This is a genomic window from Geovibrio sp. ADMFC3, from assembly GCF_054687035.1.
In genome coordinates, this window is the sequence record NZ_BAAFZG010000002.1 from 197,709 (window position 1) to 223,277 (window position 25,569).

General features: G+C 43.4%; 17 protein-coding genes. 13 read left to right on the forward strand and 4 right to left on the reverse strand.

What is annotated here, in order from left to right; translation table 11 throughout:
- Window positions 1-5: 5 nt before the first annotated feature.
- Both ACYRYY_RS01200 and ACYRYY_RS01205 read left to right on the forward strand, forming a co-directional pair.
- Entirely contained in the window at window positions 6-659 is a 654-nt protein-coding gene (locus ACYRYY_RS01200) for an LPP20 family lipoprotein (RefSeq protein ID WP_460213666.1), read from the forward strand.
- Between the two features lie 179 nt (window positions 660-838).
- Window positions 839-1,174 (forward strand): STAS domain-containing protein, encoded by a 336-nt coding sequence (locus ACYRYY_RS01205; RefSeq protein ID WP_460213667.1) that lies wholly within the window; start codon window positions 839-841, stop codon window positions 1,172-1,174.
- Between the two features lie 93 nt (window positions 1,175-1,267).
- Here the strand turns inward: ACYRYY_RS01205 and cybH are convergent, their stop codons facing one another.
- Window positions 1,268-1,966: a Ni/Fe-hydrogenase, b-type cytochrome subunit gene (gene cybH, locus ACYRYY_RS01210; RefSeq protein ID WP_460213668.1), complete on the reverse strand. Its 699-nt coding sequence runs from the start codon at window positions 1,964-1,966 to the stop codon at window positions 1,268-1,270.
- A 154-nt stretch (window positions 1,967-2,120) separates the two neighbouring features.
- Window positions 2,121-2,696, reverse strand: a complete 576-nt coding sequence (locus ACYRYY_RS01215) for an HD domain-containing protein (RefSeq protein ID WP_460213669.1) — start codon at window positions 2,694-2,696, stop codon at window positions 2,121-2,123.
- 136 nt (window positions 2,697-2,832) lie between these two features.
- On the opposite strand from ACYRYY_RS01215, the gene ACYRYY_RS01220 reads away from it, so the two are divergent.
- The 4 genes from ACYRYY_RS01220 to ACYRYY_RS01235 all read left to right on the forward strand — a co-directional run bounded on the left by ACYRYY_RS01220 (window position 2,833) and on the right by ACYRYY_RS01235 (window position 5,701).
- Window positions 2,833-3,018 carry a hypothetical protein gene (locus tag ACYRYY_RS01220; RefSeq protein ID WP_460213670.1) on the forward strand — a complete coding sequence of 62 codons (186 nt, stop codon included), beginning with the start codon at window positions 2,833-2,835 and terminating at the stop codon, window positions 3,016-3,018.
- A gap of 9 nt (window positions 3,019-3,027) precedes the next feature.
- Window positions 3,028-4,365 (forward strand): malic enzyme-like NAD(P)-binding protein, encoded by a 1,338-nt coding sequence (locus ACYRYY_RS01225; RefSeq protein ID WP_460213671.1) that lies wholly within the window; start codon window positions 3,028-3,030, stop codon window positions 4,363-4,365.
- Between the two features lie 5 nt (window positions 4,366-4,370).
- Window positions 4,371-4,622 carry a hypothetical protein gene (locus tag ACYRYY_RS01230; RefSeq protein WP_460213672.1) on the forward strand — a complete coding sequence of 84 codons (252 nt, stop codon included), beginning with the start codon at window positions 4,371-4,373 and terminating at the stop codon, window positions 4,620-4,622.
- Between the two features lie 89 nt (window positions 4,623-4,711).
- On the forward strand, window positions 4,712-5,701 hold the full coding sequence (locus tag ACYRYY_RS01235) for a glycosyltransferase family 9 protein (protein WP_460213673.1): 990 nt from the start codon (window positions 4,712-4,714) through the stop codon (window positions 5,699-5,701).
- Between the two features lie 35 nt (window positions 5,702-5,736).
- On the opposite strand, the gene ACYRYY_RS01240 is transcribed toward ACYRYY_RS01235, so the two are convergent.
- Window positions 5,737-7,500, reverse strand: a complete 1,764-nt coding sequence (locus ACYRYY_RS01240) for a methyl-accepting chemotaxis protein (RefSeq protein ID WP_460213674.1) — start codon at window positions 7,498-7,500, stop codon at window positions 5,737-5,739.
- Window positions 7,501-7,997: 497 nt separating this feature from the next.
- On the opposite strand from ACYRYY_RS01240, the gene ACYRYY_RS01245 reads away from it, so the two are divergent.
- From ACYRYY_RS01245 to ACYRYY_RS01275, 7 genes are all read left to right on the forward strand, one after another.
- The gene (locus ACYRYY_RS01245; protein ID WP_460213675.1) at window positions 7,998-9,509 is read left to right on the forward strand and encodes a TolC family outer membrane protein; all 1,512 of its coding nucleotides are present in this window, start codon (window positions 7,998-8,000) and stop codon (window positions 9,507-9,509) included.
- Window positions 9,510-9,665: 156 nt separating this feature from the next.
- Window positions 9,666-9,986 carry an OmpA family protein gene (locus tag ACYRYY_RS01250; RefSeq protein WP_460216442.1) on the forward strand — a complete coding sequence of 107 codons (321 nt, stop codon included), beginning with the start codon at window positions 9,666-9,668 and terminating at the stop codon, window positions 9,984-9,986.
- A 14-nt stretch (window positions 9,987-10,000) separates the two neighbouring features.
- Window positions 10,001-10,663, forward strand: a complete 663-nt coding sequence (locus tag ACYRYY_RS01255; protein WP_460216443.1) for a transglutaminase-like cysteine peptidase — start codon at window positions 10,001-10,003, stop codon at window positions 10,661-10,663.
- A 5-nt stretch (window positions 10,664-10,668) separates the two neighbouring features.
- A complete protein-coding gene (locus ACYRYY_RS01260; protein ID WP_460213676.1) occupies window positions 10,669-12,609 on the forward strand; it encodes a bifunctional diguanylate cyclase/phosphodiesterase in 1,941 nt (646 codons plus the stop codon).
- On the forward strand, window positions 12,609-14,756 hold the full coding sequence (locus ACYRYY_RS01265) for a type I secretion system permease/ATPase (protein WP_460213677.1): 2,148 nt from the start codon (window positions 12,609-12,611) through the stop codon (window positions 14,754-14,756). Before ACYRYY_RS01260 ends, ACYRYY_RS01265 begins: the two co-directional genes overlap by 1 nt.
- Window positions 14,753-16,120: an HlyD family type I secretion periplasmic adaptor subunit gene (locus ACYRYY_RS01270; protein WP_460213678.1), complete on the forward strand. Its 1,368-nt coding sequence runs from the start codon at window positions 14,753-14,755 to the stop codon at window positions 16,118-16,120. Before ACYRYY_RS01265 ends, ACYRYY_RS01270 begins: the two co-directional genes overlap by 4 nt.
- Window positions 16,117-16,710, forward strand: coding sequence for a response regulator transcription factor (locus tag ACYRYY_RS01275; RefSeq protein WP_460213679.1), 594 nt, complete (start codon window positions 16,117-16,119; stop codon window positions 16,708-16,710). The genes ACYRYY_RS01270 and ACYRYY_RS01275 overlap by 4 nt, the downstream gene beginning before the upstream one ends.
- A 147-nt stretch (window positions 16,711-16,857) precedes the next feature.
- Here ACYRYY_RS01275 and ACYRYY_RS01280 read toward each other — a convergent pair whose 3' ends face one another.
- Window positions 16,858-25,422, reverse strand: coding sequence for a retention module-containing protein (locus ACYRYY_RS01280; protein WP_460213680.1), 8,565 nt, complete (start codon window positions 25,420-25,422; stop codon window positions 16,858-16,860).
- Between the last annotated feature and the right edge of the window lie 147 nt (window positions 25,423-25,569).

The window sequence follows — 25,569 nt, forward strand, 5'->3', positions numbered from 1 at the left end:
GTTTTATGTTTAGAATAATAATTGCAGCAGCCGCCTCACTGGCTTTTGCCGGGTGCATGGCTTCAAAAACAGAAACGCCGAAGCCAGCGGCTCATAATACAAAGCAGGTTCAGCAGATACGGGCAGATGATGCTTTTGATGAGCTTGAAAAAGAAGTTAGCGGGCAGGGGACAGGTCTTGAAAGCATGGAGAAACCTATTCCTGCTGTTCCATCACCTGCTGTTGAGACAAAAACACCTGAAATTCCAAAGCCAGATATGCAGAACAAGGCAGTTTATAAAAACAATCTTGGTCCGGCAACTAAATATCCCATGCAGGGAGGTTTTCCCGTGTGGTTTGCCACTCCTAATATGGATGGATATATAGGCGCTGTGGGTATAGCCAAACAGCAGGCAAGGGGCGGAATTGCAGCACAGAGAAGAATTGCAAAAGCTCTGGCGCAAAGTGAACTTGCCAGAACGATAAAAGTTATAGTAAATACTGAAGTGAATATAGAAAAGCTTAACGTGGATACGCAGACTCTTAAATATTACCGGAGCAAAGTTTCGACTCTTTCCAGGCATCAGGCTGAAGAGGTTTTGAGCGATTTTGAAATCAGGGATGAATGGCTCGATCAGAAAACAAAAGAGCTTTATGTGTGGCTTGTTCTGAAGAAATAAACCGTCTGAACTACAAGTAACAGTGTAAACGTTCATGTTATTTGCTTTTTTTGTCATTTCCTGTTAATGTTTTTTACTCTGATTACGATACTTATATTGTCGGACGTTGTCCCGTTTTGTTATTATGAATTAAGTTGTATTATATCTGTGGAAATATACTTTCAGTTGTATGAGGGGGTATGATGAAAATACACACTGAGGATTACGGTCAGTTTAAAGTTCTGAAAGTCGCCGGAAAGGTAGACATACTTACTTCCTCCGAGATCAGAGCGAAACTTGCCGAAGTTGCCCGTGCGAGAATTTCTGTTCTCGTGGTGGATCTTGATAAAGTTGTGTATATGGATTCATCCGGACTTGCCACTTTTCTTGAAGGGCTCAAAAGTATGAAGGAATACGGCGGAGTTCTTAGGCTTGTAAATGTTCCCGAAAGGATTGATAAAGTTCTAAAACTCATGAAACTTGATCAGGTTTTTGAAGTTTATGAATCAGTTGAAGACGCTGCCAAAGGAAAGTAATATCCGGTAAACTGATAAAACGTTCAAATGATTGCTTATAAAAAAAGCCGCTTCATCTGAAGCGGCTTTTCTGTTTATATATTTAGTGTGTTCTTAATCATCCGAAACGTCTGTTTTCCAGCCTGAGAATATTGAGCTGATATCGCCGGCACGGGTTCTGAAATCCACAAGAGCAGCCGCATAGAGGTGAACTACAAGGAAAGTCGCTATGAGAAACACTACAAAGTAGTGGATCATTCTTATATACTGCACGTTGCCTATGTAGCTGAACCAACTGAGCATTCCGTAAAGAGCCCCGTTAGGATCATTAAGCGACCAGAGGTAAAAACCGCTTAATATCTGAAAGAAAAATATACAGAACACGCCGATATAAGCATACTGAGCCATAGGGTTATGGGTGATGATGTGTTTGGGGTGTTTTTCAAGAAAAGCGTAATACTTAAGGTACTGTATTATCATTTCTCTGTCTTTTTTATTGAACGGGTTGTAGAAGGTGCGCCAGTTGGCGTATTCGTTGCCTATGATTACATAAACAATCCTCAACAGCACACTGAAAGTAAAGACTATCCCCGCTACAAAGTGTAAAAAGCGTATCTGCCCCATGACATAAGGCTCTGTCAGAGCATTGTCATAAGTGAAGAAGGGGTAGTGAATGTAAAGCCCAGTACCGATTAAAAGCGTAATACAGATTACATTAAGCCAGTGGCTGAACCTTACAGGCATCTGCCAGACATAAATGAAACCTTTAGCCGGACAAAGATGACGCATCTCTGCGGTGAGTTTAGGAGTCATAGCAACCTCCAGAATATACTTATGAACTTATGATACAACTCTTCGCATTTGATGTCCAGTCGAATAAGCGTTTTATTATGAAAATCCGCTCATTTATCAGTTGCTTTTAATGCTGTAAATCAGTATTTGCATAAACACTGGCTGCTTCTTTAATTCAGGCTCTTTTTTCAAGATCCGGCAGAATATCACGAAGGAAAAGCTTCACACTTAAAAGCTCAGATCCTTCAAGCTTTGCCAGAATTTCATCGTATTTGGCTTCAAAAGGTGATTTATTGCCGAGGTTCTTTTCATAGAGGCACTCAAGCAGGGCATCAATATTATCAGCGTATTTGAGAATGCGTCCTTCCATTGAGGAGTCTTTTCCGTCAAACAGTATATCTCTGAAAACCTCTTTATATGGTTCACTGAACGAGCTTAAAAGCATGTCTTCTGCTATGAGAACTTCAATCTCCTCTACCATATGTTTCATCTTTTCTGTCCGGTGCTTTACATGGCTGAGAATATCTCCTGTGAAGGCTTCGGATACATCATGATTAAGAGCTTTTTTATAAAGCTTGCCCCAGTCAACTTTATTTCCTGCGTTTTCTTCCATTATTCCAAGGAGCTGGGCTACCTGAGCCACAGAAAAGGAGTGTTCTGCCACAGAAGCCCGTCTGTGCATGAAATCGCTAGCCCATCGTCCGATATTGTTAAGCTTTTTTACTGATAAAAGATAGTCTGCTGCGCTCATTATCCACCCTTACTTAATCTTATGGTTTATAATACTATGGGGCAGTGGTGCTGTACAGGTATAATCATGTAATCAATTCTCTTTACAGAGCATATTACATGGCATATCCTTAGTTTAAAAATTATTGCGGAATATAATGAACGAAAAAGAGATAAAATGCCTGACCTGTGTCCATCTGAGAAAGATTAAGCTCGAAGAGCTTAAAGGCTCATGGAAAATGCGCTGTGCGGTCACGGGCAGGTTTATGAAGGAAGCAAAAACCAGATGCAGAGATTACGAATCAGAAACGTGGGAACGTTTTGTCGATGAAGAGGATAAGTAGGAGGATTTAATGCTTTTCGAGTATTCAAATAAAACCATAAAGTCTATCAGGGTCAAAATTACTGATAAACCCGGCTATCTGGGCAGACTCACAAGCCTTGTGGGAACTATGGACGGCATGTTCGGAGAGATAAAGTCTGTCCACATAGGTAAAGGCTATAAGATTCGTGATCTTGACGTATATACCGACAGTGAGGAGCAGCTTAAGGCCATACTCACTGAGATGGAAAAACTTGACGGCATAGAGATTATAGCTGTTAAAGACATAGTGGAAGAATATCATCAGGGCGGCAAGTTCAAGATCGTGCCGACTGTGCCGGTGGAAACTATTGATGATCTCAAAATTGTTTATACCCCCGGTGTTGCATCTATATGCAAACAGATTGCGGCTGATAAGAGCCTTGCAGATAAATTTACCACCATACCAAACAATGTGGCGATAGTTACAAACGGAACAGCCATACTTGGTTTGGGGGATATAGGTGCGGTAGCTGGAATGCCGGTGATGGAAGGAAAAGCTCTGCTCTTCAGCAGACTGTCAGATATAAACGGAGTGCCTATATTGATTGAGTCACACGACTCTGAGGTGATAATAGAAACAGTTAAGAATATTGCGCCCACATTTGGAGCTATAAAACTTGAGGATATAAAAGCACCTGAGTGTTTTGAAATTGAAAAAAGGCTTCAGGATATGCTTGATATACCCGTTATGCACGATGACCAGCACGGAACCGCAGTTGTGGTGCTTGCAGCACTCATCAATATTGCAAAATACACCTTTATAAACCTGCATCAGTCCAGCGTGGGCTTTATAGGGCTTGGAGCTGCCGGGACAGGCATATTCAAGCTGCTTAAGGCTTACGGGGTTACAAAACTCATGGGTACTGACCTTAACCAGCAGGCTAAAGACCTTTTTCAGGAGCTTGGCGGTATTCCCACTGATCTTAACGGAGTAATGAAAAACTCCCGTATTGTTATTGCAACCACAGGCTGCCCTGAACTTATAAAACCGGAAATGATACAGCCCGGACAAGTGATACTGGCTCTTTCAAACCCTAATCCGGAAATTGATCCTGAGCTTGCTGTTAAATCAGGTGCAATATTCGCCGCAGACGGCAAATCAGTAAACAATGCACTTGCATTCCCCGGAGTTTTTAAAGGGGCTCTCACTGCAAAGGCAAAGGTTATCAATGACAGAATGAAGATTGCAGCGGCTAAGACAATTGCTTCATTTGCCCTTGAGGGGGATCTTGTACCGAATATTCTGGATAGAAAAGTTCATGATGCAGTGGCTCTTGCTGTTGAGCAGGAAGCCTTTAAATCCGGCGCTGCCGTTAATCCGGAATAAAACGCATGAAAAGATTGCAAACTGCCGTTATTCTGACGGCAGTTCTTTTTTCAGGCTGTTCAATGACCCGTGAATTTGGCGACAGCTTCAAAAGAGAGTACAACAATGCCAAGCCTGAGGCAAAGCAGCAGTGGAAGGAAACTAAAAAAAGCGCAGGGGAGCTTCCATCTGATGCCAAAGATGCAGCAGAAAAGTTTAAGGACGGCACTGCGGACGTCTATGAAGGTATAAAAGAGGATGTGAAAAAAATCCGCTGAACAGCATAAATCTTATTTAATCTTGAGTTTCCGTTAATTACTTATTATTATTTCCGCTGATTATTACTTGGATAATTTAAGGAGCAGGAATGCCTCAGAATATTCTTTTGGTATGGATCGGCAAAATAGGTGATTTTGTTGTATCCACTTCATTTATAAGGGCTTTACGTAAAAGATATCCGGACGCCAACATTACTGTTGTGCTTAGTGATTTTGTTGCTGAACTGGCACATACAGTCCCGGAGCTTGACAGAATAATTGTCTTCCCTAAAAAAAAGATTGCTAAGAACCTTTTCCCTTTTCTGGGCACATACTTCGGCAAAAAATGGGATCTTTGTATAGATCTTAATCCAAGCCGCTCCACCTCCGCCGGCTGGCTTACAAGGCTTTCAGGGGCAAAAAGAAGGGTTTCTTCCTTTAATGAAAATTGCGAAAAATTTTACACGGAAATGATAAAAGTCGGTGTAAATCAGGAACATATGCTTGAAATTTATAAGCAGTTTGCAGAATATTTTGATGCCGGCGATGAGTTTGACTACAAGCTTTCCATAACTTTTACAGATGCTGATATGGCAGCCGCAGGGAAGATTTTTGAACAGCTTGACATAAAACAGGATGAAAAGTTTGCCATTGTTCACCCCGGCAATTTCTCCAAACCCCGTTCGTGCTGGGCAGCGGATAAGTTCGCCGCTCTTACAGCTTACCTTACGGAGCATTCCGACTTCAAACCGGTTTTCATCTCCGGTCCCGGTGAAAGCGAAAAGGTCAGGGATGTCATTTCGCAATCCGGTGTCAGCTGCGCTCTGGCTCCCAATATGCCGCTTCCTGTTCTTGCTGCGTTTTTAAGCAAGGCATCAATGTTTATAGGCAACTCCACCGGGACACTTCATATTGCGGAAGCTGTCGGTGTGCCCACTCTCAGCTTTAACAGGGCTTATTCATATGATGTCTGGCGTCCTGTTACTCCTAAGTCTGTCGCCATAAAAGGACCGGAAAAAGAAGTTGGCAGTGTTCCTTTTGAAGAAGGTGTGGAAGGGCTTAAAAAACTCTTTGAACTAAACGGTTATAACTTCAAATAAAAAGGGCGGGTTAACCCCGCCCGATACTCAATATTCTATTTTTTGATCTCTTCCGGCATTATTCCGGTTATCAGCGCACCCCAGTGTTTCCCTTTAACATATATCGGCATGGATATATCATTAAAGACCTCTCCGGTATCTCTGATTATAGTCTGAAGGAGAATAGGTTTCTGGTTCTGGGCGCGTTTTCTTTCAGCCTGTGAGCCAAAGTAAACCTTCATATGACGGCTGAACTTAAGGTCAGTATCCTTGTTCCCCGTAAGTTCTTTGGAAAACTCAGAATGATGCACAGGCAGATAGCCTTTCCTGTTGATCGGAACAGAGTATATAAGATTAGGCATTTTTCGCAGAATACTGTCAAGCCTGCTTTGAATTTCGCTTTTTAAAGCTTGTCTGTAGGAGATATCGTATTTCTGCGGGAACGTGTTCTTGACTGCGGTACAGTTTTCATCAAAAATATTTATCCCTTTATCGGAAAGTTTTTCAAGGCTTGTCTGGATCTCATTTCTGAACGCAGCAATTTCCATGGCTGTTTTTTCAAATTCGCCTCTACCGGTTTTAAATGTTGCCATAATTTCCTGAAGCTCTTCCGCTTCATCACGCAGAGTGTTTGTACTTGTTCTGGTTTCGGTCATCATGTGGGCAACCTGATTGCTTAGTTCACGGATATTGACTATGTTTTCATGAACCTCGCTGTTGGTAACTGAAAGCTCTTCGATAGCAGATGCAATAGTCATAAGCTGGGTGTTATTTCTTTCAAAGTCATTTACCATACTGACAAATTTTGTAGCAGACTCAGTAACCACGTTTTTAGTGTTGTCAGTATAGCTAACAATAACTTCAGTTTCTTTTTCTGTATTTTTAACAAGATTAATCATTTCGCTGACGTTGTTTTCTATTTCGTCAGTGGCGTCTTTAACTCTTTCTGCAAGCTTGCGTACTTCATCAGCGACCACAGCAAAGCCTCTGCCGTGTTCTCCCGCTCTGGCGGCTTCTATTGCAGCGTTAAGCGCCAGAAGATTTGTCTGCTCTGATATATCTTTAATAAGCGATATGATCTGCTTTATATTAGCGGAGTTATTTGAGAGGGCATCAACAGTGTTGCCGAAACTGCCCAGCATTGAACCCACCTGCGATATTTCACCGCTTGCTTCCTCAAGCCTGATAGAAATATCCTTTGCACTTTCAAGGTTTGTTGTTGTGGAGGAGGATATTTCCTGAGAGTTTACGGCTATTTCATTTATAGCGGTGGTAGACTGTTCGCTCGCAGTGAATATAAGCTCTGCCATGTTGTTCTGTCTTGTTATGCTTTCTGTGGCAAAGTCAACTGCTTTACTAACTTTTTCGCCGCCTATAGCCACTTCAATTCCGATATTTCTTGAAACACAGATATTCCTTCGCAGATGATCCATAAAAGAGTCATAGCTCTCAGCCATCTGACGGAATTCATCATAGCTCATTTTAGGCAGTGAACAGGATATATCGCTGGAGTTTACATCTGTGCTTTCAAAAACATGTATCATAGCCTTTACTGGTCGTATGAAAAGGTGACGCATAAACAGAATGATAAAAGTTCCTGCACCTATGCTTAAACAGACCATGACAGCGATGATAATGAGTGAGCCGGTCAGAAATGACTCAACTTCAGGAATACCGGAACGCACAGCGAATGTTCTTTCTCTTATATAGAGAACTGCGACAGTTATAATATTAAGAAGGATAAGAAATCCTACGTTACCGATAATCTTTTTTGATATTGAGTCAAAGAAGTGCATTTCAAGATATTCATAGATCTTCATAAACATAGAACTCACCTGACAATAAACTTTTCAAACATTAAAAGTGATAGTAGGGGTTGTGTCAAGATATTCTTTTTGAATAGCATGATGTTACATCCTTTACGTATGTTCATTTTCATATTGAAGACTATCAGATATATTAATAACTTAAAACGGTAGCACAAATAGAGAGGGGCATGTGCCTGCAGTAGTTTGAATATGTAAAAGAATTTGCATAAACAATTTTTACTGCTACTGACGAATATAATTACATAATTCTTATTATCAGAAAACACTTATTTTTACAGTGCAGTGGTTAATTTCGTAAAAAAGATAAAAAAATTGTACGAAGGTACAATACATCTTTAATTACTTATATATTTGAGAAAAATAGCTGTTTCGAGGCTACGTTTGGGTAAAATTACCACTTATTGATATTAATTTTTGTTTGATTATCAGAATAAGAGTGGTATTATTTGATTGTCATTATTGCGTACGTTAATAACAGGAGTGTTAGTATGTGCTTATCGAATAACATTAAGAGGAAACTTCTCTCAATCGTAGCTTTGTTTTCTCTGTTATGCACGGCAGGATTTATACCCACTGCATATGCAGATGAAGACCTGTCACAAATGCAGACTGATAACGGTCAGGCTGCCCAGTTCATGCCTCTTCAAGAGGTGCTTAAAGATGTTGTCAGGACTAACCCGGAAATTCTTGAAGCTTTAAAAAGATACCAGACGGTTAAATCCGAGCTGGGTATGGCAAAAAGCGGTTATAAACCAAATATAAGCGCTGAAGCAAGTATCGGACCCGAAGTTACCAAAGGCTATGATACGAACTATGAAAGCGAGGATCTTATAGCCAGAAGGGCAGGTATTTACGCCCGCCAGAACCTTTTCAACGGTATGCACACATCAAACTATGTAAAAGAAACGGAAGCTCGTGTCAAGGCTGCAGCTTATGATGTTCTTAACACTGCAAACAGAGTGTTTCTTGATGCGGCAGAAGCTTATCTTGAGGTTTTGAAAACAGCAGAACTCGTTGAGCTTGCCAGACAAAATGTGCTTACACAGGCACAAATCCTTAATCAGATAAAAGAAAAAACCGATTCAGGATTTGGCAGAGTATCTGATCTCTCCAACTCTGAATCACGTTTTGCTCTTTCACGGAGCAATTTCATATCGCAGCAGCAGGATCTTAATCAGGCTATTGTCAAGTTTCACAGACAGTTCGGACGTATATTAAGACCCGAAGTGTTTATAATCCCTGAACCTGCCGGTGAGCTTCCTGCCACTAAGGAAGAGGCTGTGGACATGGCAATGCATGTGCATCCTGCTCTTCGTGTTGCCAACTACAATATTGAAGTGCGGAAGTATACCCTCGCTAAAGAAAAATCAACTTACTATCCTTCACTTGATCTTGAACTTCAGGCTCAACACAATAATGATGTTGGCGGCGATGACGGCTGGACAAACAATGCTGGTGCATTCCTGAAACTCAGCTACACCTTTTATGATGGCGGAGTCAGAAAAGCACGTAAAATAGGTAACTATGAATCCATGCTGAAAGAGCATCAGAGAAGCTACATCGAACGCAGAAACGTTAACGAAACTGTTGGGCTTGCATGGAACATTTTTGTTGCTGAACAAACAAAAAAAATGTTTCTCACTGAGCATGTTGACATGAGTGAAAGGACCCTTGTTGAGTTCAAGGAAGAATATCACCTCGGCAGAAGGACTCTGCTTGACCTTCTGGATATGGAAACAGAATACTTTACTGCTCAGAATTCATTTGTTCAGTCAAAATATTCATTTCTTGCCGCATACTACAGGCTTGAACAGGCAACCGGAATGCTGCTCAGTGAGTTTGAAACAGGTCTCTTTGAAAAGGTTGAACTCCCTGAATATAAAGATGAATTCGACTACTCTCTTTATAAAAAACTCGGTGAGGACAGAGATGAAGACACTGTGAAGGACACAGCCGACCAGTGCGACAACTCACTCCTCGGAACAGATACTATGCCTTGAGGATGCTTTGATAAAAAAGCCCTTGAAGTAGGCTACAATGTTCCTGAAAAGATTGAACCTTACATTCTTCCTAAAGAGGAAAGAATAACTGCTGAAGAGCAGAAGGTTCTTGCTATTGATGAAACCAAGAAGGAACAATCGTTTCATCTGGATATAATCAATTTCAACTTCGATTCAGCAGAGCTTACTCCCGAAGCCCATGAATATCTTAAAAGCATAGCCGGACAGCTTAAAAGGCTTGAAAACTACAAGCTTGATATAGTGGGACACACTGATACTTCAGGAACAAGAAGATACAACCAGAAGCTCTCTGAAAAAAGAGCGGAAACGGTTGTTAACGAACTTGCTTCCCTTGGTATATCAAAAGATATTATGACTGCCTACGGTAAAGGAAGCACTTCACCGGTTTTCAGCAACCAGACCCTTGAAGGCAGACAAAAGAACAGAAGAATAGAGTTTAAGCTTATCAGGAACTAATGCTATACTAAGTGATGATAAAACTTAAACATTTAATGCTTATAATTTCCGCAGCAGCGATATTTTATGTCGCTGCTGCGGTTTCGTCTGATACTTTCTACGTGCCGGATGATGCTGTGAATGCCTTTAAAACCCGCTATGGCGGACAGGCAGAGAAAAGACTCACCGCACTGATAGAGCTTATGAATGAACTTGTGTCTGCAGATGAGACAACAAAGATCACAGAGGTCAATAAATTTTTCAATCGGGTTGAATACCGTTCAGATGCGCAGGTGTGGGGTAAGAGCGATTATTGGGCAAGCAGGCTGGAGTTTTTGGGAAAAGGGATGGGTGACTGCGAAGACTATGCCGTTGCTAAATTTCTAACGCTTATTCAATTGGGCGTTCCGCAGGAAAAGCTGTTTCTCACATACGTCAAGGCTATAGGATATGCCGAGGTTGCTCATATGGTTGTTTCCTATTACCCGCAGAAAGGCGCTGTTCCGCTTATTCTGGATAACTACAACAAACAGATTATGCAGGCTACGCAGAGAAATGATCTTGTGCCTGTTTACAGCTTTACTGCAAAGGATCTTTATATACAGAAACAGCAGGGACTTGGAAAAAGGGTGAATCCTTCTTCATCCAAAAATCTCCAGAAACTAAAAGAAATAGACCTTGAAATATATAAGAGGTAACTAAAATGACCTTATTCCGACAGTTACAAATTTTCGTGACAATAATGCTGCTGGCGGTTCTGGGTATTGTTCTGCAAATTAATTTCAGCGATACAAAAGAATACGTCCGCAGCCAGTTATATACAAATGCGAAAAACACAGCTAATTCCCTTTCGCTCTCTATGAGTCCGTTTATGGACGACCTCTCTATAATGCAGACAATGATAAATGCAATGTTTGACGGCGGTTATTTTGAAGAGATAACTCTAATACGGCAGGATGGAACAACTGCTTATTCCAAAAGCGAAGAAGTTGAGGGTGAGGGTGTTCCGCAGGCTTTTATAAATATGGTGAAACTTGAGGCTCCTGTGGCGGAGGCGGCAGTTTCCGGCGGGTGGAATATATACGGAACACTGAAAGTTAAGGTTCATCTCGGGCATTCATACCTACGTTTATGGGAGACATTTAAACAGCTCTGCATATGGTTTGTGGCTATAGGCGGACTGGCTTCTTTTGCCAGTTATTTCATTCTCAAGCTTATTCTGGCATCGCTTAATGCAATTAAGAACCAAGCGGAAGCCGTAGGGAACAATGAATTTATAATAAATAACCGTGTGCCCAGAACCCCGGAACTCAAACAGGTTGTTCTTTCGATGAACTCGATGGTTCAGAAGGTGCAAACCATTTACAACCGCGAGGTTGAGACTCTGAAAAAATATCAGGAGCTTCAGTTCAAAGATCCGCTGACAGGGCTTTACAACCGTAAATACTTCATAAAACAGTTCGGCAACTTTATTTCCTCCAACGATGAGCGCTCCAAAGGGGAAATTATACTCTTTTCCTTTGAGGGACTTGAAAAAGTTCAGCAGGTGTCAGGTTTCCAGGTTGTTCAGCAGCTCTATGATTTTGCTTCAGCAACAATGAAAGAGTGTACTGCAACCAAGCTGTATTCATTTATCTCATGCCTGAATGCCAATGATTTTGTCATAGCGCTGCCTTCTGCAGATTCTGATGAAAGTAATCTCTGCACTAAAATGATCTATTCCAAAATCAAAGACTTTGTGGATGCAAATAGAGAATTCAGGGAGCATACGGAGTTTGCCGCAGGGATCGTATCTTATAATGAATCCGACACCATAAGCAGTGTGCTGACCAAAGGCGATTATGCTCTTTCTGCTGCAAAAAATTCTGCCGAACCTCATTTTGAACATTTCAGGGATGATGGAAACGCCCTGATTCTGGGTAAGCTTGAGTGGAAAAAAATGATTGAATCCGCCCTCAGTGACCAGAGGTTTATGCTTACATCACAGCCAGTTGTTTCCGATACGGGAGAACTGCATCAGGAGATCTTCATTAATATGGTAGATCTTCAGGGGCAGATCCAGCGTGCAGGATACTTTATGCCGATGGTTATTAAGCTGTCACTTGCTAATGAAGTTGATCAGTATGTGCTGCGCCACGCCACGGACTTTCTTGATAAAAATCAGGATATTACCCTTGCTGTCAATGTTTCCAATGACTTTCTCAAAGACAGGGAGTCGTTTACATGGTTCAGAAAATTTCTTGCTACAGTCAAACACCTCAGCAAAAGACTTGTTTTTGAAATTCCCGATGAAGCTATTGGCAAGAGTTTTGACATTTGTCTGGATTTTTCTGGTTTGATTAAAGGAACCGGCTTCAAGTTCGGTATAGACAGGTTCGTGATGAATGAGACCTCTGTTAAATACCTGCATCTGCTTAAACCTGACTATATAAAAATAGAGCAGGACTATCTGCTTGATATTGAAAACAGAGGTGAAGCAGAGGTGGCTCTTAATGCGTTCCTGACTATTACAGAAAGTCTTGGAATAAAGCTTATAGCTACCAAAATAGAGAATGAGGAACAAAAAGCAGTGCTTGAAGCAAGACAGATAAAATATTTTCAGGGCAGGGGAATCGCTGATATTACTCCTTTAGGTGATAAATAATGAGTAAAAAAATATCATCCGATTCATTGATGAACTGCTTGGTTTTATTAACCAAGCTGAATGACAGACCAGCCACGATGGAAGCACTGGCCTACGGTCTGCCCTTTGATCCTAAAAAGGAAAAGCAATCGCTTTTTGATGTTGAAAAATCAAAAGCAAACTTTTCACGGGCGGCTGCGAATGCAGGGTTTAAATCCACTCTTGTTAAAAGGAACATAGAGGATTTTCCCGTAGTTGTTCTTCCGGCAATCCTTCTTCTCTCCAACGGAAACGCCTGTGTGCTGACAGCAATAGACCATGCAAAAAGAAAAGCTGAGATTGTAATTCCTGATATTGATGAAACTCCGATGGAAACAGATCTGGACAAGCTTAATGAGGAATACCTCGGTTTCGCTTTTCTCCTTAAAAGAGTTTATGAGGGCTACAGACCGGAAGATACTGTTTCAACAGAAGGCGACCGTGAAAACTGGTTTTTCGGCACTCTGCTGAAGTTTAAGAGTATTTACGGCAACGTTCTGCTTGCTACGTTTCTTATAAATATATTCGTAATAGCCGGTCCTATGTTTACCATGAATGTGTATGACAGGATTATCCCTCATAACGCAGTCGATACTCTCTGGGTGCTTGCTATAGGAATTTCCACGGTTTATACCTTCGACCTTATTCTTAAATACCTTCGTACTCAGTTTCTTGAGGTAGCTGCAAAAAAAAGTGATGTAATTCTTTCATCCATTCTTTTTGAGCAGTCCCTGAATCTGAAGATGAAAAATAAACCACGCACAGTGGGTTCTTTTGCCAATAATCTCAGGGAGTTTGACGGAATAAGAGGCTTTTTTACATCAGGTGCCGTAACAGCATTTATCGAGCTTCCTTTTGTCGTGATTTTTCTTTTGGTTATCTATTATATAAGCAAACTCCTTGTGCTTGTTCCCCTCGCTACTATCCTTCTTATCCTTATTTACAGCGTAATTATGCGTAAGCCGATTAAAAGGCTGGCAGACAGTACACACGAAGCATCTGCACGAAAAAGCGGAATACTCGTGGAGGCACTTTCCAACCTTGAGACAATAAAGGCTTTCAACGCTAACAGCTCTGTTCAGTGGCACTGGGAGGAAAGCACCGGAGATATAGCTTCAAAAGGGCTTAAATCGAGGATTTTATCCAGCTCTCTCAGCACGGTTGCAGCGTTTCTTACTCAATTAAGCAGCGTTGCCGTGGTAATTGCAGGTGTTTATCTGATCAAGGAGGGTGAGCTGACCATGGGCGGACTTATCGCAACGGTTATACTGTCTTCCAGGAGCATAGCTCCGATGTCTCAATTCGCATCTCTGCTTACAGGATACGAACAGATGAAGACGGGGCTTGCCTCTCTCAACGATCTGATGAAGAAAGAAATAGAACGCCCGGACCGCAGGCTTTTCCTCCGCCGTCCGGTTTTTAAAGGGGCTATCGAGTTTAAAAACGTGACCTTTAAATATCCGGACGAAACCAAAAATGCCCTCTCCAACGTCAGCTTTAAAATCAACCCGAAAGAACGGGTGGGAATCATAGGACAGGTCGGTTCCGGTAAATCAACTCTGGCAAAGATGCTCATGGGGTTTTATGAACCGGAAGAAGGAAGCATTTTTGTGGATGGTATAGACATACAGCAGATAGATCCGGCGGATTTACGGCATAATTTCAGCTATGTTCCGCAGGATGTATCACTGCTTTCCGGAACAGTTCGTGACAATGTGACCTTTAAAGCTCCCCATGCTGATGATACCGAAATAATCAGAGCGGCTCAGGTGGGTTGTGTGACAGCTTTTACAGACAGACACCCCATGGGGCTTGATGTAAATGTGGGGGAAAGAGGAGGCAACCTTTCCGGCGGTCAGAGGCAGTCTGTCGCCTTGGCTCGTGCATTTCTGGTGGACAGCCCCATAGTCCTTATGGATGAACCCACTAACTCCATGGACTACGCCACAGAGATGAAGGTAATAGCCAATCTTAAAGAGAGTACAAGAGATAAAACCACTATAGTGATCACTCATAAACCGAGTATCCTTGAAATAGTTGACCGTATTATTGTTTTCGATAACGGAACCATAGCTCTGGACGGCAAAAAAGAGGATGTTCTGGCAAAGCTCGGAGGTAACCGTAAATGATAAACGGAAAAAACTCTTCGGGTTATAAAAACGGAAACGGAAAAAAATACGTTCAGGAAAGTGACATCGAATTCATGAACAGCCTTAACGCCGCTGTTCTTCAGAAAAGCCCGGTGAAAATGTCACTGATACTTTATGTTATAACTGCTCTTATAATTGTGCTGTTCACATGGGCTTATTTTACTGAACTTGATGAACTCACAAGAGGCATAGGCAAAGTTATTCCATCCAGACAGGTTCAGGTGGTTCAGAACCTTGAAGGCGGTATAGTTAAGGAGCTTCTGGTAAAAGAAGGGCAGTTTGTCAAATCGGGGCAGGTGCTTGTGATTATTGATGACACAGGTGCAGGCAGTTCATATCAGGAAGGTAGAGCAAAGCTTGGCGAACTTAAGGCGAGGGCGGTAAGGCTTCGTGCTGAAGCCGGCATAGCTCCGTTTATTATAGATGATGACGCAAAAAATAATTATCCCATGCTGATTATGGAAGAACAAAGGCTTTATGAAACTAATGCCGCACGCAGAAATAATGAAAAAGAAGTTTTTGTTCAGAGATTTAAACAGAGGCAGGTTGAACTTGCCAATGCTCGTCTCCGGCTTAAAAACCTTCATACCAGCAGAGGAATGATTCACAGGGAAATTGAGCTTATGGAGCCGCTTTATAAAAAGGGGCTGGTATCCGAGCTTGAGTTTATTCAGCTTAAACAGAAAGAACTTGATAACCGCAAAGAGATTGATGAAACAGTGAAAAATATTGAATCTCTGGAATATCAGGTTGTGGAAGCAAGAAACGCTATAGAAGAGATCGAAGGAAGACAGAAAAGCGAGGCGCAGACAGAGCTGAATAAGGTAATAGCAGAGATAGAACAGATCACCAACTCACAGGTTGCCATTGAAGACAGAGTAAGGCGAACAATGGTTCGCTCACCTGTTGACGGAACAGTTAAGCAGCTTTTCATCAACACTGTCGGCGGTGTGGCAAAACCGGGAATGGATATAATTGAAATTGTTCCCAATGATGACAGGCTGCTCATTGAAGCCAAAATTAAGCCATCGGACATAGCGTTTATATACCCCGGACAGAATGCAGTGGTTAAGCTTACAGCCTATGATTTTGCCATTTACGGCGGTCTCAAAGGCAAGGTTATCCATGTGAGTGCAGACACTATAACAGATGAAAAAGATGAGGAATACTACCTTGTCCGCATCGAAACAGACAAAAACTACCTGGGCACAGAAGATAACAAAAAGGACATTATGGTCGGCATGACAGTGCAGGCGGATATTATTACGGGCAAAAAGACAATTCTTCAGTACATCATGAAGCCGATTTTAAGAGCGAAGTATAACGCATTAAGGGAAAGATGATGAAAATAACTGTTGTAACTGACGATACCCGCTTTTTTAAATATGTCGAGTCAGCCGTAAGACTTAACGGCTGCAATTTCGCAAGATATGAACGTGATAAGGCGGAAGATTCCGTAAAAGATGCGGATTTGGTTGTGGTGGATTTACTCGCTTCGGACAGACAGATTCATGCAGGCGGATGCCCTGTTGCTGTTTTCTCCGCTGTACCGTCTTACGGTGAAGCTCTGCGCTTTCTCCAGAAGGGCGTTAAGGGGTACGGAAACCGTTTGATGAACCCTGAAAACATGAATCAGCTTGTTCATACTGTTTTATCAGGGCAGGTATGGCTTCCTCCAGCGATATTGAACAGGCTCATAGCATCTGTGCCTCAAAACGGCACATCAAAGCTTGAGGCTGGCTTTTTTGAGGATTTGAGCGAAAGGGAACAGCAGGTCGCAGAGCTTGTAGGGCGGGGAATGAGCAATAAAGAGATTGCCGAATTAATGAATATCACCGTTCGCACGGTAAAGGCGCACTTGTCGTCTGTTTTTGTGAAGACAGGCTGCCGTGACAGGCTGGAAGTTGCTCTCAAGCTGAAAGGTAATCTCTGAATCTCATAATACGTGACAGAATATTTTTAATAATAAAAGAATCCCCCGTAAGCTTTACAGCCTGCGGGGGATTTCTTTTGGCTATTGCAAACACTGCGCCGGACTCGCCGGACGCAGCATTCTAAGTATTGATTTTAAGTTATCGGCTTACATATCTGTACCGTCATCAGTGAATATGACTTTGATGTGAGTATCTGTCACTTCAAAGTTCACTCCGCCTTCAAAGCTGATGTCAGCGCCGCCGTTGTTGACAACAAGATGATTATCCACTACGGAGAAGTCACCTTCTGAGTTGTCTATTGTGACGAAGTCGCCTTCATTGCCTCTGATAACAAGGGCGTTGTCACCATCGGTAATATCCAGAACATCCTGCAGAGTAAGGTTTGTGAGGGTATTGTCTCCGTCAGAGAGGTCTATCTCCTCTACATTCCTTACTATTTCGCTGATATTGCTGAAGTCAAGCTCTCCGCCTCCGGTATTTACAACAAGTGTGTCGTAACCGTCTCCGGCGTCTATCAGGTCGGCTGTCGGGTCAAATGTTATGGTATCATTGCCGTCTGTGCCGCTGATAACATGCTGAGGCTCTTCACCTATGCTTATTACAAGCTTCGCACTGTCTGTGTCGCCGTCAGCCTGAGTAAGCTTATACTCAAAGGTTTCGGTTTTGCCGATACCATCAGTGCTTTCAGGTGTGTAGGTGTATGAACCGTCTTCTTTAATAAGAAGAGTTCCGTAATCGCCGTTAATTGTGATACCGGATTCAGTAGGTTCAACATATTCTGTTCCGTTGAATACGGTGAATACTGCACCTTCGGAACCCATATCATCCACAGCGCCCCACTGGTCGTCACTGCCGAGGTATGTGTTCGGGTCTGTGAGAACGTTGCCTTCAGCATTTTCTACAATAATGCTTGTAAAAGCGGCAACAGTTGCAACAATAGCAATGTTAGTAAGTGTTACACTGAGGTCATAGTTCCATAACAGGAAACCATTATCAGTAGTGTTAAACACTATCCTGTAATGTCCGGGATCAATATTGTCTAAAGTCACTGTTCCGCTACCGCTGTACTTTGTTACGGAAGTACCGGGAACAGTTTTCCATTTGGTATTGCCCCAAAAATCCTTTCCGTCTGCAACTTCAAGTTTGTAGCTGAATGAATCTCCATCGGAGATACCGGACATATTATAATTAAAGCTAAGTGAGCCGCTGCTTCCTCCATTGACTTCAAATTCAGCAGAAGTATCATTGCCATCCTTAAGAGTAATGTCGTTCATTACCTTTTCAGGCTCTCCTACAACTGCTTCATGGAAAATCTCTTTGTAGATAGCGTGATCAGCATTGTCCGCAGCAAGAACTTCGCTTCTGTCTGTTGTAGTGAGAACAAGTTCAGCTTCGGATCTGTCGCCGTTGCTGTCCTGAATCACATACTTGATAACCGCAGAGGCATCATCCGCAACATCCAGACCGGAGGTAAACTCATACCTTCCGTCACTGTATATAGTTACTTTGCCTGCGTTGCCGAGGTCAATTTCTTTGCCGAACTCAATCTCTTCTCCGTTGTATTCGGCAGATACAAGGGCAGGGCTTCCCGCTCCGTCATCACCGAAATCATCGTTATCAAGGAGATTGCCTTCAATTTTGTTAAGCTCAACAGTTTCCTGCAGCTTAGCTGAAAGATCTGCCTCATTAGCAACAGTGATTACGTTACCGTTATGGTTTCCGTCATCATCACTGGTCCATGCAACCTGTTTAAGCTCTTTAGTATCGTCAATATCCGAACCGACTGCGATAGCAAACGATTCTGTTACCCCTTTCTCGTCAAGGAAATCTCTCCATAAGTCTCTTTCTGAGTTATTGAGACCATTTGAATTGGAAGAAGGATCTCCGTCTGAAAGGAAGTACACATATGTATTGTCTGCCGCTGTGGGATTGCCGTAGCCGGATTTAACCGCATTAATAGCCGCATCATAGTTAGTTCCGCCGCCGCCTTTCATCAGGGAGTTATCCTGAAGCAGTTCAACAGCCTCACTGCCTGTCATCCATGTTGAACCGTCATACTTGACAATGCTTGCTCCTGAATCGAAGTCTACAAGCATAACGCTCTGGAGAGAATCGCCGTATTTGCCAATAAGGTCTATGAGAGCCTGTTTGGCAAGGGCAAGACGGGTTGTCCATTCTCCGTCAACATAGATAGTTCCGGAATAGTCTGTCATACTGCCTGATGTGTCAAGCATCAGAACAAGGTTGGTTTTTGAGGTTGTTGCAACACCTTCCTCAATACTTACGATATCATCCTGAGCAACAGGCACATCATTGGTATTATTAACCTTGACAGTTACTGTTTCAGTATCTGTTCCGCCGTTTCCGTCTGAAACTGTGTAAGTGAACGTATCCTCGCCGTCAAAGCCTTCTGCGGGAGTGTAAACAAGTTTACCGTTCACAAGCTCAACTGTTCCTCCGTTTTCGCTTGTGCTGTCAAAGTCTGATACGCTGAGAGCGTCGCCGTCTGCGTCTGTATCATTTGCGAGAACATCAATTTCGACAGATGTGTTTTCATCTGTTTCAATGTAATCCGCAGCAGCCACAGGTGCATCATTTACAGGAGATACTACAAGGTAAACAGTTGCGGAATCTTCACCGCCGTTTCCGTCTGAAATAGTGTATTCAAACTGAGCAGGACCGTTATAGTCTGCATCCGGTGTGAAAGTTATACTTCCGTCAGGGTTAAGAGTAACCTCTCCGTTTACAGCATTGCTGACACCTATGATTGTGAGGTCATCTCCGTCCACATCAAAATCGTTATCAAGAAGATCTGCCGCTGCAAAATCTATGGCAACGTCTTCCGGTGTGGCGTATGTGCCTTCGTTTGTGAGCATTGTGTAGGTCTGTCCGCCGTCAGAGCTTATTTCAGGCTTGAATACATATTCGCCGCCCTGATCCCACCAGTACATATCAATGTCATACCATCCGCTTTCTCCGATGGTGAAAGAGTCATGTACGTGAGTTGCGGGGGACTGGTTGTTGGCGAATTTAGCCACACTGTCACCGTTTATGAGTATCTCATAACCGTCATCCGCAAGAACTCTGAAATTGTAGGTTCCGGCTTCGATATATACTTTACCGGAGATATGGAATCCGCCTTCATCAGAGTTTACAACTTCGCCGTCACTGTAAGTAAGTGAGTTACCGTCAGTGTTTTCACCATTGGCATTGAGGAATCTCTCAAGGTTATTACCCTGTGAAACACTGCCTGTGCCGTAGCCGTACCAAATCTTTGTGGCTTCAAAAGATGCCGCAGGATCAGTTGTATTAACAATATGCTTGAATTCATTGAGGTTATCTATCAGATAACCGCTGTTATTGTCATTGCCGAGACCGTTATCGTCTGTGTCAACAGCGTAGTAGTTGCCTGTAAGCCCTGTGAAGCTGAAGTTAGGTCTGCCGTCATCAACAGCCACCGGTTCATCGTTTACAGGTATTACCTTAACGGTTGTTATGGCAGTGTTGCTGTCATCGTCTCCGTCATTTACAGTTACTTCGATAAAGCGGTCGTCTGTCGCAGGGTTTTCGCTTGTGCTTGCGAAGCCTATAGCCTTTATGGCTTCCTGATAGTCTGCCAGAGTGGCAGTACCTTCAAGCACTATGGTAACGCCGTCATTGCTGACAACACTTATACCTGCGGGCAGGGTGCCTGCTGAAAGGAAGTCCCCGTCAAACGGATTGGTGAGTTTGATAACTGCGCTTTCGATGTTAGTATCGTCAATATCAGTTATCTCAACTGTGTCACTGGCTATTGATACAGGAGATGAGTTCTCAACGTATGTTGTTTCGTATCCTGTGCCGTCACCGGAAGATGTTTCCGTAAGAGTGAGTACGACATCGTTGAAATCACTGTCGGTCTGGTCTTCAATAGCTATGGTGTGAGTTCCGTCACCATTGTCAGTTATCAGGAAGAACTGTTTTCCGTCAGGGTTCTTACCATCTTCACTGTAGAAAACGGGCTTAGTGGGCTCTGCTCCGTTAATAAGCAGCTTGCCGTCTGAATCAAAGCTGAGAACAGTGCTTCCGTCAACTATGGATGCTCCGTCAGCTATGATAAAGAACTGAATGTTTCCGGCTTCTGAATTCATGGAGAATATCTCACCGAAATCGGTGTTGTCAGATCCGTCCAGAATTATCTGTGCATCAACAGGGTCGCCGTTTTCATCCAGCCAGTAAACACCGACTGCATTGTTAAAGCTTGCGCTCTGTGAGTCGTAAGAGATTGTGGTTTTTGCGGCATCAGCCTCAAGATCCAGCACAGGAGCATCATTAACAGGATTAACGTTGATGTTCACTGTGGCTGTGCTTGTTGCACCATTTTCATCTTTAATGGTGTAAGTGAAGCTGTCTGAACCGTTGTAGTCACCGCTAGGAGTGTAAGTGAATGTTCCGTCAGGATTGAGAGTAATTTCGCCGTGTGCGGGCTGTGTGTAGTCTTTAATGCCTATAGTGTCTCCGTCAACATCGTAGTCGTTGTCGAGAACATCTATCACAACCTGACTGTCCTCATTAACCTCAACAGCATCATCCTGTGCAACCGGCGCATCGTTTGTGCCTTTCACTTTGATAGTGATATAGCCTTCTTCCGATGTGTCGTTATCAGAGCCGGAGTTATCTGTGGCGGTAAACGGTACTTTAATAAGTGTTGTTTCGCCCTTTGCGAGATAATCGTAAGCGGAATTAGACGGGTCGAAAGACCATGAACCGTCAGAGTTAAGTGTAAAGCCCGCAGGTGCATCACCAACGAGAGCAAAAGTATGTGTATCGCCGTTATCAGCATCATAAGCCCTAAGCTGTCCGCCGATTTCGTTTCCACCTTCGTAAACTGTTTTAAATACATCAGTTACGCAAGGCCTGTCATTTGTGCCTGTAACAGTAATTGTAATAGTTCCTGTTTCAGAGATTGAGTTAAGAGATACAGAATCATCCACAGCAACATATTTCACTGTGAGAGTAATCTCTTCTCCTTCTCTAAGGCTGTTATATGCGGGATTTGAAGGATCAAAGCTGTAAGAGCCGTTGGGCAGAAGCACAAAGCCTGCGGGGAATCTGCTTGCGGGCAGGAAGATATGCTGATCGCCTTCATCAACGTCTGTTACATCAAGCTGACCTGTATATCTTGCTCCGCCTTCAAAAACTCCGAACTCAACATCTCCGACTTCCGGTCTGTCGTTTTTACCTATAACTCTGATAGTTATTGTTCCCTGTTCTGATTCAGCATTATCAGCACCTGAATCATCTGTGGCAGTGTAGGGTATCTTAAGCACAAGGACATCGCCTTTTGCGAGGCTGTCGTATGTGTCATGGTCAGGGTCAAATGACCAAGAACCGTCAGAGTTCAGAATGAACCCGTCAGGAGCATCGCCGGAAAGAGCGAATGTATGAGTATCTGTAGTATCAACATCAGACACGGAGAGCTGACCGTCTATGGTTCTGCCGTCTTCAAAGACGATTTTTGAAACGTCTCTAACTTCCGGTCTGTCGTTAGTTCCTGTGATTGTTACCGTCACGGTTTCTGTGGCTGTTCCGTCAACAGATACAACCTCAAAAGTTTCTGTCAGGGTTTCACCTTCACCAAGCGCCTGAACTGTGCCGTTACTGTTGTTAAGGCTGTATGTCCAGTTACCGTTTTCATCCATTAAGAATGAACCGTAATCACCATCCCGATTGGACGGGTCGAAAAGGCTTTCACCTGTGTCAACGTCAGCAATATTAAGCTTGCCGTCAACTGAAAGAGTAGCGTCTTCCACAACTGTTCCGCTGTCCTGACCGCTGATTACGGGAACATCATTAGTTCCGGTAATGGTCACTGTTACGGTGTGTGTTGCAGAACCGTCTATGGATGTTACTGTAAATTCTTCTGTAAGTGTTTCTCCTGCGGGAAGCGACTGGATTGCTGCGCTGTTGTTAGTTGCGGTGTATGTCCACACGCCGAGCGGTCCGACAGTAAATGTGCCGTATTCTCCTCTAACTGCTTCTGGTTTAAAGAAATCCTGAAGAAGATCTGCATCATCAATAGTAAGTATGCCGCCTGTTACGAGCTTGCCGAAGAATACACCCTGATCTTCTGTGACAGAGCCTTCATCCTTACCGCCTATAACCGGTACGTCATTTGTGCCTACTATAGTTACTGTGACTTTTTGAGAAGCTGTTCCATCAAGGGATACAACTGTAAAAGTCTCTTTCAGTTTCGCTCCTTCGGGGAGATACTGAACAGCGTCATTGTTGAGGTCATAAGTCCAGTTACCGTTCTCATCTACACTGAAAGTGCCGTATCTGCCGGATGTATCTTCCTGCGGACGGAAGAAGCTTTCATCTGTATCGATATCTGCTATGTCAAGCTTGCCTGATGTTGAAAGAACGTCGCCGTCTTCATATACGGTGCCTTTCTTTTCGCCTGATATTTCAGGTACATCGTTAGTTCCTGTAATAGTTACTGTTACTGTTTCTGTGGCTGTGCCGTCAAAGGATACCACTTCAAAAGTTTCAGTGAGGGTTACACCGGCGGGAAGAGCCTGAACAGCGCCGTTTTCGTTATCGAGGCTGTAAGTCCAGTTGCCGTTCTCATCCATTACGAATGAGCCGTAGCTTCCGTCCTGTTCTGCGGGCTGGAATGAACTTTCGCCAGTGTCAACGTCAGCTATATCAAGCTTGCCTGTGGCTGTGAGTGTTCCATCCTCGACTACATCACCTGCGGCGTTGCCTGTTATCACAGGAACATCATTAGTGCCAGTGATGGTCACTGTTACAGTTTCTGTAGCTGTGCCGTCAAAGGAAACAACTTCAAACGTCTCGGTGAGAGTTGCTCCGGCGGGAAGAGCCTGAACAGCACCGTTTTCGTTATCGAGATTATATGTCCAGTTGCCGTTCTCATCCATTACGAATGAGCCGTAGCTTCCTTCCTGTTCTGCGGGCTGGAATGAGCTTTCGCCTTCGTCTACATCGGCTATATCAAGTTTACCTGTGGCTGTGAGTGTTCCGTCTTCAACTACATCACCAGCGGCGTTGCCAGTTATTACGGGTACATCGTTAGTGCCTGTAATAGTTACTGTTACAGTTTCTGTAGCTGTACCGTCAAAGGAAACCACTTCAAAAGTTTCAGTGAGGGTTACGCCAGCGGGGAGAGCCTGAACAGCACCGTTTTCGTTATCGAGATTATATGTCCAGTTGCCGTTCTCGTCCATTACGAATGAGCCGTAGCTTCCTTCCTGTTCTGCGGGCTGGAATGAACTTTCGCCAGTGTCAACGTCAGCTATATCAAGCTTGCCTGTGGCTGTGAGTGTTCCGTCTTCAACTACATCACCAGCGGCGTTGCCAGTTATTACGGGTACATCGTTAGTGCCTGTAATAGTTACCGTCACTGTTTCTGTGGCTGTGCCGTCAAAGGAAACAACTTCAAACGTCTCGGTGAGAGTTGCTCCGGCGGGAAGAGCCTGAACAGCACCGTTTTCGTTATCGAGATTATATGTCCAGTTGCCGTTCTCGTCCATTACGAATGAGCCGTAGCTTCCTTCCTGTTCTGCGGGCTGGAATGAACTTTCGCCAGTGTCAACGTCAGCTATATCAAGCTTGCCGGAGATTGAGACTACAGAGTCTTCAACTACGTCAGCGGAAGATTCGCCTGTTATCACGGGAACATCGTTAGTACCTGTAATAGTTACTGTTACGGTTTCTGTAGCTGTACCGTCAATGGAGACAACTTCAAACGTTTCCGTAAGAGTTGCGCCTTCGGGGAGAAATTGAACAGCATCATTATTAAGCTGGTAAGTCCAGTTTCCGTTTTCGTCCAGAACAAAACTGCCATATTCACCAGTCTGTTCGGATGGGCGGAAGAAGCTTTCACCTTCGTCAATATCTTCAATAGTTACCTGACCGCTTATTGACGTTACTGCATCTTCAATTACAGCGCCTTCATCTCCGGTAAGGATCGGTACATCATTAACAGGATTAACTGTTATATCAACCGTATAGGTTGCTGTTCCGCCGTTTCCGTCATTGATTACATAAGTAAAGCTGTCGGAACCGTTATAATTGGGATTGGGGGTGTAAGTGTAGGAACCGTCAGGGTTGATAACAAGTATTCCGTTTGTAGGCGGAGTGCCAACGGAGTAGGTGACATCATCGCCGTCTATGTCTGAGGCTGCGGGAAGTTGACCGGAAAAAACACCGTCTTCGTCCATTACGACCGCATCATCAGCCGCAGCAGGGGCAGCGTTACCTGCACCGGTGTCATCTCCTGCATCTTCTCCGCCTTCATCAGCATCTGCATCAAGCAGGTATGTACCTACCTGACCTTCGGAATCATCACCGCCATAGTAAGAAGCAAGAAATTCAAAAGAGTCTTCCTCGCCTGCGGCTGTTTCTTCTTCGATTTCATCGATATTTTCACCAGCTTCAAGTGCAGCTTGAAGAGCTTCAACATCTGATATGGACGCATCTTCGTTTTCAACGGATGCCGTCACTGTTTCATCAAGCAGCATCTGGGCGTTTTCGCCGAGAGCTATTTCCTTGTTGTCAGCGAGAGTGATAACTATAGAACCGCCGGCGCCTGTTTCGATAATTTCATTATCAAAAACTATGTCGCCAACTGCGAGGGTACGCACCTGGCCATCTGCGCCGCGTGCTGTTACCATTCCGCTGATTGATTTAACTGTTCCTGCCTGAGCCATAAAATACCTCTTCGGTTTTTATTGATAATCAATGTTAAATCATAAAAACAATGGGAACATCGTACCATGGTACAGGTGGGTGAAATATCCTGAAAAAAAATCTCATTAAAATAGATAAATAACTGATATTAATAACGAATAAAAAAA